This window comes from Streptomyces dioscori (assembly GCF_003024195.1).
Lineage (GTDB): Bacteria > Actinomycetota > Actinomycetes > Streptomycetales > Streptomycetaceae > Streptomyces > Streptomyces dioscori.
In genome coordinates, this window is record NZ_KZ679043.1 from 263,242 (window position 1) to 276,622 (window position 13,381).

Sequence of the window (13,381 nt, forward strand, 5' to 3'; positions counted from 1 at the left end):
GTTCGGGTGAAGGTGGTGGACGACGTCCGCAAATCGAATGTGCGTGCTATAAGGTCAGGGGCGGCGCCGGGCATTCTTGGAAGTCCGGGATTGTTCTCATCGAGACGAACCGAACCGGCGTTGTCAGTGGCTCCCCCTAGTCTGAGAAAGACGCGGGGCCTCGGCCCTGTCACTTCTCTCTAGAAAGGTGCGGACCCGGCGTGGCCGACCGTCTCATCGTCCGTGGAGCGCGCGAGCACAACCTGAAGAATGTCTCGCTCGACCTTCCGCGCGACTCGCTCATCGTCTTCACGGGCCTGTCGGGGTCGGGCAAGTCCTCGCTGGCCTTCGACACGATCTTCGCCGAGGGACAGCGGCGCTACGTGGAGTCCCTGTCCTCGTACGCCCGGCAGTTCCTCGGCCAGATGGACAAGCCGGACGTGGACTTCATCGAGGGTCTCTCCCCGGCCGTCTCCATCGACCAGAAGTCGACCTCGCGCAACCCGCGCTCGACGGTCGGCACCATCACCGAGGTCTACGACTACCTGCGGCTGCTCTTCGCGCGCATCGGCAAGCCGCACTGCCCCGAGTGCGGCCGTCCCATCTCGCGCCAGTCGCCGCAGGCCATCGTCGACAAGGTCCTGGAGCTTCCGCAGGGCAGCCGGTTCCAGGTGCTCTCGCCGCTGGTGCGCGAGCGCAAGGGAGAGTTCGTCGACCTCTTCGCCGACCTCCAGACCAAGGGGTACAGCAGGGCCCGGGTCGACGGTGAGACGATCCAGCTCACCGAGCCGCCCACGCTGAAGAAGCAGGAGAAGCACACCATCGAGGTGGTCGTCGACCGCCTCACGGTCAAGGAGGGCGCGAAGCGCCGTCTGACCGACTCCGTGGAGACGGCGCTCGGCCTCTCCGGCGGCATGGTCGTGCTCGACTTCGTCGACCTCCCGGCCGACGACCCCGAGCGCGAGCGCATGTACTCGGAGCACCTGTACTGCGCGTACGACGACCTGTCCTTCGAGGAGATGGAGCCCCGCTCCTTCTCCTTCAACTCGCCCTTCGGCGCCTGCCCGGAGTGCTCGGGCATCGGCACACGCATGGAGGTCGACGCCGAGCTGATCGTCCCGGACGAGGACAAGTCGCTCGACGAGGGCGCCATCCACCCCTGGTCGCACGGGCACACCAAGGACTACTTCGCCCGCCTGATCGGGGCTCTCGCGGACGCGCTGGGATTCCGGACCGACATCCCCTTCGCCGGTCTCCCGCAGCGCGCCAAGAAAGCCCTCCTGTACGGGCACAAGACGCAGATCGAGGTCCGCTACCGCAACCGGTACGGCAGGGAGCGCGTGTACACCACGCCCTTCGAAGGTGCCGTCCCCTTCGTGAAGCGCCGGCACAGCGAGGCCGAGAGCGACACGAGCCGCGAGCGCTTCGAGGGCTACATGCGCGAGGTGCCCTGCCCCACCTGTGAGGGCACGCGCCTCAAGCCGGTCGTCCTCGCGGTCACGGTCATGGAGAAGTCCATCGCCGAGGTCGCCGCCATGTCCATCAGCGACTGCGCGGACTTCCTGGGCAAGCTGAGGCTCGACGCGCGCGACAAGAAGATCGCCGAGCGCGTCCTGAAGGAGGTCAACGAACGGCTGCGGTTCCTGGTCGACGTCGGCCTCGACTACCTGTCGCTGAACCGCGCGGCGGGCACCCTCTCCGGTGGTGAGGCCCAGCGCATCCGGCTGGCCACCCAGATCGGCTCCGGCCTCGTGGGCGTCCTGTACGTCCTCGACGAGCCCTCCATCGGACTGCACCAGCGGGACAACCACCGCCTCATCGAGACGCTGGTCCGGCTGCGCGACATGGGCAACACCCTCATCGTCGTCGAGCACGACGAGGACACCATCAAGGTCGCCGACTGGATCGTCGACATCGGCCCCGGCGCGGGCGAGCACGGCGGCCATGTCGTGCACAGCGGCTCCCTGAAGGAGCTTCTCGCCAACGAGGAGTCGCAGACCGGTCAGTACCTGTCCGGCAAGAAGGCCATCCCGCTGCCCGACATCCGGCGCCCGCGCGACCCCTCCCGGCAGCTCACGGTGCACGGAGCCCGCGAGAACAACCTCCGGGACATCGACGTGTCATTCCCGCTGGGCATCCTCACGGCCGTCACGGGAGTCTCCGGCTCCGGCAAGTCCACGCTGGTCAACGACATCCTGTACACACACCTGGCCCGCGAGCTGAACGGCGCGAGGAGCGTTCCCGGCCGCCACACGCGCGTGGAGGGCGACGACCTCGTCGACAAGGTCGTGCACGTCGACCAGTCGCCCATCGGCCGCACCCCACGGTCGAACCCGGCGACGTACACCGGTGTCTTCGACCACGTCCGCAAGCTGTTCGCCGAGACCACCGAGGCGAAGGTCCGCGGCTATCTGCCCGGCCGCTTCTCCTTCAACGTCAAGGGCGGCCGCTGCGAGAACTGCTCGGGCGACGGCACGATCAAGATCGAGATGAACTTCCTGCCGGACGTGTACGTCCCGTGCGAGGTCTGCCACGGGGCGCGCTACAACCGGGAGACCCTGGACGTCCACTACAAGGGCAAGTCCATCGCCGACGTCCTGAACATGCCGATCGAGGAAGCCATGAACTTCTTCGAGGCGGTGCCGGGGATCTCCCGACACCTCAGGACCCTGAACGACGTGGGCCTCGGCTATGTCCGGCTCGGCCAGTCCGCCACGACCCTGTCCGGCGGCGAGGCCCAGCGGGTGAAGCTCGCCAGCGAGCTCCAGAAGAGGTCCACGGGACGCACGGTGTACGTCCTCGACGAACCGACCACCGGTCTGCACTTCGAGGACATCAGCAAGCTGCTCGTCGTGCTGTCCGGCCTGGTCGAGAAGGGCAACACGGTCATCGTCATCGAGCACAACCTCGATGTGATCAAGACCGCGGACTGGGTCGTCGACATGGGTCCCGAGGGTGGCGCGGGCGGCGGCATCGTCGTCGCCGAGGGCACGCCCGAGGAGGTGGCCGGGGTGTCGACCAGCCACACGGGCAAGTTCCTTCGGGAGGTCCTGGGCGCCGAGCGTGTCAGCGACGCCTCGCAGGCGAAGCCCGTGCGCAAGGCCGCCGCGAAGAAGGCCGCCGCCAAGAAGGCTGTGGCGGCGACGGCCACGACGAGGAAGACGGCGACGGCCAGGACCACGACGGCGAAGGCCCCGGCGGGCCGAGCCACCGCGGCCAAGGGGGCCGACGGCACGGCCGCCAAGAAGACGGCTGCTGTCAAGAAGGCGACCCCGGCGAATAAGACCGCCCGGGCCCGCAAGGCCTGAACCGGGTAGCCGGCCCGGCTTCAGGGCCGTGTGGTCCTGTACGTCGTCAGCGTCAGCGTCACGCGCCGCGCCCCATGGGAAACCCCGTGGGGCGCGGCGCGTTGCGGGACCGCGGCGGGTGTTCGGCCCCAGGACCCAGGCCCCAGGGCCAAGGGGGTGCCGGGTTAGGCCGTCTTGTACCCGTGGGCACGTCGTGGCTGGTCGCGCAGTTCCCCGCGCCCCTTTGGGGCGCTTGCGCGTGTCCCTGTGCCCCTTTAGGGAGCTCAGGAAGCGGCCAGTTCGTGTGCGTACGGCGGGTCCGCCCCTGGGCGGGAGCAGGTGATTGCCGCGGCTCGGGCTGCGAACCGCAGCAGTTCGGCCCAGCCGGCGGCCCCCAGGTCCGCCGGGCCCGCGGCGGACAGCGCGTCGCGGGCGGCGAGGCCGTGCAGCAGCGCCGCGTTCACCGTGTCGCCCGCGCCGATCGTGTCCACCACGTCGACCGGTTCGCCCGGCACGGAGTACTCGCCGCCGTCGCGCGTGAACGCGGTCAGCCCGTCGCCGCCCCGGGTGATCACGACGGCCGAGGGGCCGGAGGCCAGCCACTCGCGCGGTGTGCCGCCCAGCCAGCGGGCGTCCTCCTCCGACAGCTTGAGCAGCGTGACCGAGGGAAGCCAGCTCTTGAACCGGGCCCGATAGGCGTCCGGGTCCGGGATGAGCCCCGCGCGGATGTTCGGATCGAGTGTGGTGAACACGCCCCGCGCGGACGCGCTCCGCATCAGTTCCTCGTACGCGCTCGCACCCGGTTCCAGGACGAGCGAACAGGTACCGAAGGACACCGCTCGCGTCCCGTCGGGGAGTCGGTCGGGTGCCGAGAACAACCGGTCGGCGGTGCCCTCGACATAGAAGGAGTACCCGGCCGAGCCGTCGGCGGCGATGGACGCGACGGCGAGAGTCGTGGGCTCGGCGCCCCGCTGCACGGACGACACGTCCACGTCCGCCTCGCGCAGCCCCTCGGCCAGGGCCTCACCGAAGGCGTCGGTCGAGATCCGGGAGCAGAAGGCCGTGGGCGAACCGAGGCGGCCCAGGGCCACCGCCGTGTTGTACGGGCCGCCGCCGCGGCGCGGGGCGAGCGCGGCGAGCGCGCCCGACTCACCGGGCACCAGATCGATCAGGGCCTCACCGGCGACGACGATCACGAGACGCTTCCTTTCTCGGGGTGGCTCTCGGGGCACCCGCACGAGGTGCGGTGCACGAAGGCGGAGGGCAGCCGGACCGTACGGGTGGGCCGGCCGGGGGAGTCCAGCCGTTCCAGCAGCAGCCGTACGGCCTGGGCTCCGATCTCCTTGCTGGGCTGGGAGATCGCGGTGAGCCGGGGCGAGAAGAGGTCCGCCCAGGAGAAGTCGTCGAAGCAGCACAGGGCCAGATCGCCGGGCACGGACACACCCCGCGCGCGAACGGCCCGTAGCGCGCCGATGGTCATCGCGTTGTTGGCGGTGATCAGAGCGGTCGGCGGCGCCGGGAGGGACAGCAGGGACTCGGTCGCCCGCTCGGCGCCCTCCGCCTCCGAGTTGCCGGGGATCACGAGCCGCTCCTCGTAGGCGAGTCCCGCGCAGGCCAGGCCGAGCCGGTAGCCGGTGATCCGCTCGCTCGTCGTGCTGAGACCCGCGAGGCCCGCGACCAGGCCGATCCTCCGGTGGCCCAGTTCGGCGAGGTGGGTGACCAGGTGCGTGACCGGCTCGGTGTTCTCCGCGGACACCTGGTCGAACGTGAAACCGGGCGCCGGGACGTCGTCGACCAGCCGGTCGAGGAACACCGTCGGTACGCCGTGCCGCCCGAGGTAGCCGATCAGATCCCGAGGATCCGCGGAGGGCGCGACGATCATGCCGTCCACGCGCCGCTCGTGCAGCAGCTGGACCACCTTGCGCTCGTGCACCGGGTCGTCGTGCGGATCCGCGATCAGCAGGCTGTAGCCGTGCTCCAGTGCGCTCGCCTCCACACCCTGGAGGATCTCCGTGAAATAGGGGTTGCTGATCGCCGACACCGCGAGCCCGATGGACCGGGTACGCGCGGTGACCAGGGATCTGGCCAGGCCGTTCGGGGTGTAGCCGAGTGTCTCGATGGCGTCGAGGACGGCTTGGCGCGTGTGCGGCAGCACCGGGCGCGTGTCGTTGAGTACGTGCGAGACCGTCGCGACGGACACGCCCGCGTGCCGGGCCACGTCGGCCATCGTCGCCATGCCGTCTCCTCGATGCCTTCTCCGGAGGCCCCGGAACTGGCGGCCCGCTCGCGAAAGTACCTCATCCGGCAGTGCACGTAAACGCTTACGCAAGCGTTTACGTGCCGAGGGGAGGAGGTCGCTCACTCCCAGTCCCAGCCGATCCCCACGATCCCCGACCGCACGCGCTGCTCCACCATGTGGACCGACCGGTGGTGGCCGCTCAGGGGCAGTTCCTGGCGGCCGCTGCGGGGCGCCGCCGCCGAGTGCTGGGCGAACCGGTGGCAGCGCACGGGCAGCGTCCCCTCGGAGAACCGCACCTGAAGGGCGTACTGCCCGCCGGAGAAGCCGAACCCGCGGACGTACTCGCCGGACGCGCCGGCCGTGCCGTCCTCGACGCCGTAGCGGAACAGGAAGGTGTCGCCCGCCCGCAGGAGCGTGTCGAAGAGGAGCTCCGCCACGAGTACGCCGGTCTCGTGGTGCCAGAGCACGCGTCCCGTGCGGCAGTTCTCCAGGGCGTGCACGGTCATGTGCTCCGGGGCGCAGCCGGGATCACCGTGGTGGACGGCCACATAGCGGTCGACGCCGTCCTTGTGGGCGCGCACGATGTGCTGGGAGTCGCGTCCCACCAGCTCGCGGCGGGCGCCGATCCGTACCCGTTCGTGCTGGCCGATGGCGAGCAGCCCGCCGTCGAGCGGGGAGTCGAGCTCGGCCAGCAGCTTCTCCAGGGCTCCGGAGGCCTCGACCAGTGAGCGGTACGAGCGGGCCGAGGGTCGTTCCGCGGTGGTGTGCTCGTCGGCCGTCGTAAGGAGGCGGATGAGCGACTCGTCCGGCAGCTGGAGTATCTCCTCCAGAGCGCGCACGGCCCGGAGGGACTCGGCCCGCTGCGGACGCCGGGCGCCCTGCTGCCAGTAGCTCAGGCTCGTCACGCCGACCTTGACCCCGTACCGCGTCAGATGGTGCTGTACGCGCTGCAGCGGCAGTCCGCGGGCGGTGATCGCGGCGCGCAGCGCGACATGGAAGGGGCCGGTCCGCAGAGCCGTGTCCAGTTCCGCCGCGACGACGTCCACGTCCGCGTGCTGTGTGCCGTGCCGCATGCAGGGGCCCTTCTTCTGAAGCTCACAACGGCTGGTCGGGCCGTTCGCACTGCGCAAAGGGGCCGCCCCGGTCGGCGTACGGGGGATGGTCACATGCGTACGCCGTGGTTCCCGGCCCAAGTAATCCCGCATTGAAGCCTGTTGACCAGGCCCGGACAACACCTGATGCGCAACTTCGCTGTGCGGAGGCCGGGCGGGCGTCGGGCCGAGCGATGGCTCAAGGCCGGCGGGGATCACGGGCGGCTACGGCGAGGCGCCCTCAGGAGGCGGACCGCGAGTCCTTGCTTGCCCGGAACATGCGGCGGCCCGGAGCGCGGGCGGTGGGGTCCGACGCGGTCGCGTCCAGGACCCGGTGACGCGCGGGCGCTCCGGGCTGCCTTCGTGCTTCGGGACGGCGTGGTGGCCGTCCGGTTCAGGGGCGGGGGTCGGTGTCGGGCTGCGCCGACCGCAGGCGCTTGGCGCGCACGATGTCGGGGTCGCGGGGGTCGAGGCCGGACAGCAGGCTGTCGCCGAACTGCTCCTCGTCCTGGTACGGGCGGACCCGGACCGACCGCCGTGATTTCTCGATCCGTGTCTGTCGCATCTTCCGCAGCCCTTCGGTCATCGACCCGACGCCCTTGTCCGGGGCGGTGGATCCACCTGCATCTGCATTGCTAAGAGCATTGCCCCGAATTGTCTTCGTGTCGTCACGGCCAGCCCCCGAAACAGGTTCCGGTCCACCTCAATTGCCCACCTCCGGCCAGCCGTAACCGTCCACGTCCGACGGGGTGTTGGGTGCGGGCCGCGAGGGTGTGCCCTCGGACGGGTGCGGCATCGGCCGGTCGAGAGGTGGGAACGGGTGCAGGCAGGCCCACGGCGACGGGCTGATCGGGGCATGCCAGGCGACCGCCGGGGCCGGACCTGGCCGGAGCGAAGCCCGGAGCGGTCGGGATCGGGCCGGGCCGGGGGCGGCGGGCCGTCGCGCTGTCATACCCCGCCAGTAGGGTGTGAGACATGGCCGACCCCTCCAGCTACCGCCCCAAGCCGGGACAGATCCCCGACTCGCCAGGGGTCTACAGATTCCGCGACGAGCACCGCCGGGTGATCTACGTCGGGAAGGCGAAGAGCCTGCGCCAGCGCCTGGCCAGCTACTTCCAGGACCTCTCCAACCTCCACCCGCGTACGCGCACGATGGTCACCACGGCCGCGTCGGTGGAGTGGACCGTGGTGTCCACGGAGGTCGAGGCGCTCCAGCTGGAGTACTCCTGGATCAAGGAGTACGACCCCCGGTTCAACGTCAAGTACCGCGACGACAAGAGCTACCCCTATCTCGCGGTCACCATGAACGAGCGGTTTCCGCGCGTGCAGGTGATGCGCGGCCAGAAGAAGAAGGGCGTGCGCTACTTCGGTCCCTACGGGCACGCGTGGGCGATCCGTGACACCGTGGACCTGCTGCTGCGCGTCTTCCCCGTCCGGACGTGCTCCGCGGGCGTGTTCAAGAACGCCGAGCGGACGGGCCGCCCCTGTCTGCTCGGCTACATCGGCAAGTGCTCCGCCCCCTGCGTCGGACGGGTCTCGCCCGAGGAGCACCGTGAACTCGCCGAGGAGTTCAGCGACTTCATGACCGGCCGCACGGGCACGTACATCCGCCGCCTGGAGCGGCAGATGACGGACGCCGCCGAGGACATGGAGTACGAGCGGGCCGGCCGGCTGCGCGACGACATCGGGGCCCTGAAGAAGGCCATGGAGAAGAGTGCCGTCGTGCTCGCCGACGCGACGGACGCCGACCTGATCGCGCTGGCCGAGGACGAGCTGGAAGCAGCCGTGCAGATCTTCCACGTACGCGGCGGCCGGGTGCGCGGCCAGCGCGGCTGGGTCACCGACAAGGTCGAGGCGGTCACCACGGGCGACCTGGTCGAGCACGCGCTCCAGCAGCTGTACGGGGAGGAGACCGGCGACTCCGTACCGAAGGAGGTACTCGTGCCGGCGCTGCCCGACCCCGTGGAGCCCGTCCAGGAGTGGCTCACCGAGCGGCGCGGGTCGAACGTGTCGCTGCGGATCCCGCAGCGCGGCGACAAGAAGGCCCTCATGGAGACGGTCGAGCGCAACGCCCTGCACTCGCTCGCCCTCCACAAGACCAAGCGCGCCTCCGACCTGACGACCCGCTCCCGCGCGCTGGAGGAGATCGCCGAGGCCCTCGGCCTGGACAGCGCGCCTCTGCGCGTCGAGTGCTACGACATCTCGCACCTCCAGGGCGACGACGTCGTGGCGTCGATGGTCGTCTTCGAGGACGGACTGGCGCGCAAGAGCGAGTACCGCCGCTTCCAGATCAAGAGCTTCGAGGGCCAGGACGACGTCCGCTCCATGCACGAGGTGATCACCCGCCGCTTCAGGCGGTACCTCGGCGAGAAGGAGAAGACCGGCGAGTGGGCCGACGGCGAAGCGAGTCTCACCGAGGAGGACGGGCGGCCCAAGCGTTTCGCGTACCCGCCGCAGCTGGTCGTCGTCGACGGCGGCAAGCCGCAGGTCGCGGCGGCCCAGCGGGCCCTGGACGAGCTGGGCATCGACGACATCGCCGTATGCGGCCTGGCCAAGCGCCTCGAAGAGGTCTGGCTGCCCGGCGACGACGACCCGGTGGTACTGCCACGTACCAGTGAAGGGCTCTATCTTCTTCAGCGTGTGCGCGACGAGGCGCACCGCTTCGCGATCACCTACCAGCGCACCAAGCGGGCACGGCGCTTCAGGGCGAGCCCGCTCGACGACGTGACGGGGCTCGGTGAGACGCGCAAGCAGGCATTGATCAAGCATTTCGGTTCGGTGAAAAAGCTGCGATCCGCGACAATCGACCAGATCTGCGAGGTTCCCGGCATAGGCCGCAAGACGGCCGAGTCGATCGCCGTGGCCTTCGCTCAGGCGGCCCCGGTGGCTCCCGCCGTGAACACCGCGACTGGAGAGATCATGGAAGACGAGGATCACGTGGAGGACGCGGCACCCGAAACGACGGCGGGTGTCGCAGAGGAGCCCGTGTCCGCGGGCGCCTCGGACGAGCGACGGGGGCAGGAAAGATGACCGAGAACGAGCAGGAAGAACCGCGGCGGACGGCGGCGCCCGACATGGTCGGCGGAGCCGACGCGCCGGAACGGACGGACGCGGCGGAACACGAAGACGGAGCGGAAGTGAACACGGGCACGACCATCGACAAGGCAGGCGTCGCCGAGGCGGCCATCCCGGAGCTGGTGATCATCTCCGGGATGTCGGGCGCGGGCCGGTCCACCGCCGCCAAGTGTCTGGAAGACCTGGGCTGGTTCGTCGTCGACAACCTGCCGCCCGCGCTGATCCCCACCATGGTGGAGCTCGGCGCGCGCTCGCAGGGGAACGTGGCACGCATCGCGGTCGTCGTCGACGTCCGCGGCCGCCGCTTCTTCGACAACCTGCGCGAGTCCCTCGCCGACCTGGAGACCAAGCACGTCACCCGGCGGATCGTCTTCCTGGAGTCCTCGGACGACGCCCTGGTGCGCCGCTTCGAGGGAGTGCGCCGGCCGCACCCGCTCCAGGGCGACGGCCGCATCGTCGACGGCATCGCCGCCGAGCGCGAACTACTGCGCGAGCTGCGTGGCGACGCCGACCTGGTGATCGACACCTCCAGCCTGAACGTGCACGAGCTGCGCGCCAAGATGGACGCCCAGTTCGCCGGGGAGGAGGAGCCCGAGCTGCGGGCCACCGTCATGTCCTTCGGCTTCAAGTACGGCCTGCCGGTCGACGCCGACCTGGTCGTGGACATGCGGTTCCTGCCCAATCCGCACTGGGTCCCGGAGCTGCGCCAGTACACCGGCCTCAACGAGGAGGTGGCCGGGTACGTCTTCAACCAGCCCGGCGCCAAGGAGTTCCTCGACCGGTACGCCGAGCTGCTGCAGCTCATCCGGACGGGCTACCGCCGTGAGGGCAAGCGTTACGTGACCATCGCGGTCGGCTGCACCGGCGGCAAGCACCGCTCCGTCGCCATGTCGGAGAAGCTCGCGGCCCGCCTGGTGTCCGAGGGAGTGGAGACGGTCGTCGTCCACCGGGACATGGGCCGCGAATGACACGACGTTCTCTGCGGCTGGACCGGCTGCGGCGGGGCGGTATCGACGGGCGCGGAATCGACGGGCCCGGCGGCAGGCCCGTCGACGCCCGCGGCGCCAAGCCCGCCAGACCCGCCGAGGCCCGCGGCGCGAAGCCGCGGCGCCGCGGCGCCCAGCCCAAGGTCGTCGCGCTGGGCGGGGGCATGGGCCTGTCCGCCTCGCTCGCCGCCCTGCGACGCATCACCGGCGACCTCACCGCCGTCGTCACGGTCGCTGACGACGGCGGCTCCAGTGGCCGGCTCCGTGACGAACTGGGCGTGCTGCCGCCCGGTGACCTGCGCAAGGCGCTGGCCGCGCTGTGCGGCGACGACGAATGGGGGCAGACCTGGGCCCGGGTCATCCAGCACCGCTTCCAGTCCCAGGGCGAACTGCACGAACACGCGGTCGGCAATCTGCTGATCGTCGCCCTGTGGGAACAGCTCGGCGACCACGTCCAGGCGCTCGACCTGGTCGGCAGGCTACTGGGCGCGCACGGGCGGGTCCTGCCCATGTCGGCCGTACCCCTGGAGCTCCAGGCGCTGGTCAAGGGGCACGACCCGGACCGGCCCGAGGACGTCGACACCGTACGGGGCCAGGCGACCGTGGCGCTCACCCCCGGGGAGGTGCAGTCCGTGCACCTCGTGCCGCACGACCCGCCGGCGGTCCCCGAAGCCGTCGCCGCGGTCCTGGACGCCGACTGGGTGGTCCTCGGTCCCGGCTCCTGGTTCTCCTCCGTGATCCCGCATCTGCTCGTGCCCGAGCTGCTCGACGCCCTCACCGAGACGAAGGCACGCCGGATCCTCCCGCTGAACCTCGCTCCGCAACCCGGAGAAACAGAAGGCTTCTCCCCGCAGCGTCATTTGGAGGTTTTGGGACGACACGCCCCTAAACTCGCCCTGGACGTGGTGTTGGCCGACGAGGCCGCCGTGCCCGACCGCGAGATACTCGCCGATGCCGCCAAGCGGTTCGGCGCGGCGGTCGAGCTGGCGCCGTTGGCCAGGACCGACGGGACTCCGAGGCACGATCCGGAGCTGTTGGCCGCCGCGTACGACCGTATTTTTCGGATGCATGGAAGGATCGGCCCATGGCGATGACGGCAGCGGTGAAGGATGAGATCTCCCGGCTTCCCGTCACCCGGACCTGCTGCAGAAAGGCGGAGGTCTCCGCCATCCTGCGGTTCGCGGGCGGCCTTCACCTGGTGAGCGGCCGGATCGTGATCGAGGCGGAGCTGGACACCGCGATGGCGGCGCGACGGCTGAAGCGGGACATTCTTGAGATTTTCGGCCACAGTTCCGAGCTGATCGTGATGGCACCGGGTGGCCTGCGCCGCGGTTCGCGTTACGTCGTCCGGGTGGTCGCGGGCGGTGACCAGCTGGCCCGCCAGACCGGGCTCGTGGACGGCCGTGGGCGCCCCATCCGGGGTCTGCCGCCGCAGGTGGTCTCGGGGGCCACCTGCGACGCGGAGGCGGCCTGGCGCGGGGCCTTCCTGGCACACGGCTCGCTCACCGAGCCCGGGCGTTCGTCCTCGCTCGAAGTGACCTGCCCGGGGCCTGAGGCGGCGCTCGCGCTGGTGGGGGCTGCGCGTCGGCTCTCGATCGCGGCGAAGGCGCGTGAGGTGCGGGGCGTGGACCGGGTCGTCGTGCGGGACGGGGACGCCATCGGGGCGCTGCTGACGCGGCTCGGGGCGCACGAGTCGGTGCTGGCGTGGGAGGAGCGGCGGATGCGGCGTGAGGTTCGCGCCACGGCGAATCGTCTCGCCAACTTCGACGACGCGAACCTTCGGCGGTCGGCCCGTGCGGCTGTCGCCGCGGGGGCTCGGGTGCAGCGGGCTCTGGAGATCCTCGCGGACGAGGTTCCCGAGCATCTCGCGGCTGCTGGGCGGTTGCGGATGGAGCACAAGCAGGCGTCGCTGGAGGAGTTGGGGGCGCTTGCTGAGCCGCCGCTCACGAAGGACGCCGTGGCGGGGCGTATTCGGCGGCTTCTCGCCATGGCCGACAAGCGGGCGCAGGACCTCGGGATTCCGGGGACGGAGTCCACGCTCAGCGAGGAGATGGCCGACAACTTGGTGGGGTGACGGGGGCTGGTTGGCTCGGGTCGACTCGGATCGGCTCGGCCGCCGGGACTGTTGCGCAGTTCCCCGCGCCCCTGGGGGGTGGGGGCTCGCATGTGTCGTCGGGCTTGGGTCGTTCTGGGCTGAGCGCGCAGTTCCCCGCGCCCCTGAGGTGAGCGGTTGCTCGGGTTTGTGGTCGGGTGCCGGCTGTCCTGGGTTGCTCGCGCCGTTCCTCGCGCCCCTGGGGTGGGTGGGGGTTCGGGTTTGTTGTCAGGTGTCGGCTGTCCAGGGCTGAGCGCGCCGTTCCCCGCGCCCCTGGGTGAGTCGGTCGGGGGCCGAGTCGGTCAGCAATGTGGCCCGCCCCCGGCCAACAACCGCAACCGCCACCCCCTCAGGGGCGCGGGGAACGGCGCGGGCAACCGAGTGTGGCCCGCACCCGATACTCGACCCGAGCCCCCACCCCCTCAGGGGCGCGGGGAACGGCGCGGGCAACCGAGTGCCGCCTGCACCCGGCGTTCCACCCGAGCCCTCACCCCCTCAGGGGCGCGGGGAACTGCGCACCCCCCGCGGCCCGCACCCGACAGCCCGCCCCCGCCACCCCCTGCCCCCCGACCGCCCCATTTGGGCCAGTCGGGTTCGTGGCTCGCTGTGCGTGTTGGCGGGTGTGTTGTGCT

Annotated in this window: 9 protein-coding genes; 5 read left to right on the plus strand and 4 right to left on the minus strand. The window is 70.7% G+C overall.

Annotated features, from left to right (window positions below):
• Nucleotides 1–200: 200 nt before the first annotated feature.
• Nucleotides 201–3,287 (plus strand): excinuclease ABC subunit UvrA, encoded by a 3,087-nt coding sequence (uvrA, locus tag C6Y14_RS17520; RefSeq protein ID WP_107017626.1) that lies wholly within the window; start codon nt 201–203, stop codon nt 3,285–3,287.
• 263 nt (nt 3,288–3,550) lie between these two features.
• On the opposite strand, the gene C6Y14_RS17525 is transcribed toward uvrA, so the two are convergent.
• The 4 genes from C6Y14_RS17525 to C6Y14_RS44545 form a co-directional block, all read right to left on the minus strand.
• Nucleotides 3,551–4,462 (minus strand): carbohydrate kinase family protein, encoded by a 912-nt coding sequence (locus tag C6Y14_RS17525; protein WP_107017627.1) that lies wholly within the window; start codon nt 4,460–4,462, stop codon nt 3,551–3,553.
• Nucleotides 4,459–5,502, minus strand: coding sequence for a LacI family DNA-binding transcriptional regulator (locus tag C6Y14_RS17530; RefSeq protein WP_107017628.1), 1,044 nt, complete (start codon nt 5,500–5,502; stop codon nt 4,459–4,461). The genes C6Y14_RS17525 and C6Y14_RS17530 overlap by 4 nt, the downstream gene beginning before the upstream one ends.
• 122 nt (nt 5,503–5,624) lie before the next feature.
• Nucleotides 5,625–6,578, minus strand: a complete 954-nt coding sequence (locus tag C6Y14_RS17535) for a hypothetical protein (protein WP_107017629.1) — start codon at nt 6,576–6,578, stop codon at nt 5,625–5,627.
• Nucleotides 6,579–6,990: 412 nt separating this feature from the next.
• Nucleotides 6,991–7,161 carry a hypothetical protein gene (locus C6Y14_RS44545; RefSeq protein ID WP_199854764.1) on the minus strand — a complete coding sequence of 57 codons (171 nt, stop codon included), beginning with the start codon at nt 7,159–7,161 and terminating at the stop codon, nt 6,991–6,993.
• Nucleotides 7,162–7,571: 410 nt separating this feature from the next.
• Here C6Y14_RS44545 and uvrC point away from each other — a divergent pair, with 410 nt between their 5' ends.
• The 4 genes from uvrC to whiA are packed head-to-tail and all read left to right on the plus strand — an operon-like array spanning nt 7,572 to nt 12,731.
• On the plus strand, nt 7,572–9,626 hold the full coding sequence (gene uvrC, locus C6Y14_RS17545; protein ID WP_107017631.1) for an excinuclease ABC subunit UvrC: 2,055 nt from the start codon (nt 7,572–7,574) through the stop codon (nt 9,624–9,626).
• Between the two features lie 44 nt (nt 9,627–9,670).
• On the plus strand, nt 9,671–10,639 hold the full coding sequence (rapZ, locus tag C6Y14_RS17550; RefSeq protein ID WP_225891146.1) for an RNase adapter RapZ: 969 nt from the start codon (nt 9,671–9,673) through the stop codon (nt 10,637–10,639).
• Nucleotides 10,636–11,751 carry a gluconeogenesis factor YvcK family protein gene (locus C6Y14_RS17555; protein ID WP_107017633.1) on the plus strand — a complete coding sequence of 372 codons (1,116 nt, stop codon included), beginning with the start codon at nt 10,636–10,638 and terminating at the stop codon, nt 11,749–11,751. Before rapZ ends, C6Y14_RS17555 begins: the two co-directional genes overlap by 4 nt.
• Entirely contained in the window at nt 11,742–12,731 is a 990-nt protein-coding gene (gene whiA, locus C6Y14_RS17560; RefSeq protein ID WP_107017634.1) for a DNA-binding protein WhiA, read from the plus strand. The genes C6Y14_RS17555 and whiA overlap by 10 nt, the downstream gene beginning before the upstream one ends.
• Nucleotides 12,732–13,381 lie beyond the last annotated feature (650 nt).

Coding starts and splice junctions, on each gene's coding strand:
- C6Y14_RS17530 (WP_107017628.1), bottom strand. CDS start 5,502: ATGGCGACGATGGCCGACGTGGCCCGGCACGCGGGCGTGTCCGTCGCG.
- C6Y14_RS17535 (WP_107017629.1), bottom strand. CDS start 6,578: ATGCGGCACGGCACACAGCACGCGGACGTGGACGTCGTCGCGGCGGAA.
- C6Y14_RS44545 (WP_199854764.1), bottom strand. CDS start 7,161: ATGCGACAGACACGGATCGAGAAATCACGGCGGTCGGTCCGGGTCCGC.
- uvrC (WP_107017631.1), top strand. CDS start 7,572: ATGGCCGACCCCTCCAGCTACCGCCCCAAGCCGGGACAGATCCCCGAC.
- rapZ (WP_225891146.1), top strand. CDS start 9,671: ATGGTCGGCGGAGCCGACGCGCCGGAACGGACGGACGCGGCGGAACAC.
- C6Y14_RS17555 (WP_107017633.1), top strand. CDS start 10,636: ATGACACGACGTTCTCTGCGGCTGGACCGGCTGCGGCGGGGCGGTATC.
- whiA (WP_107017634.1), top strand. CDS start 11,742: ATGGCGATGACGGCAGCGGTGAAGGATGAGATCTCCCGGCTTCCCGTC.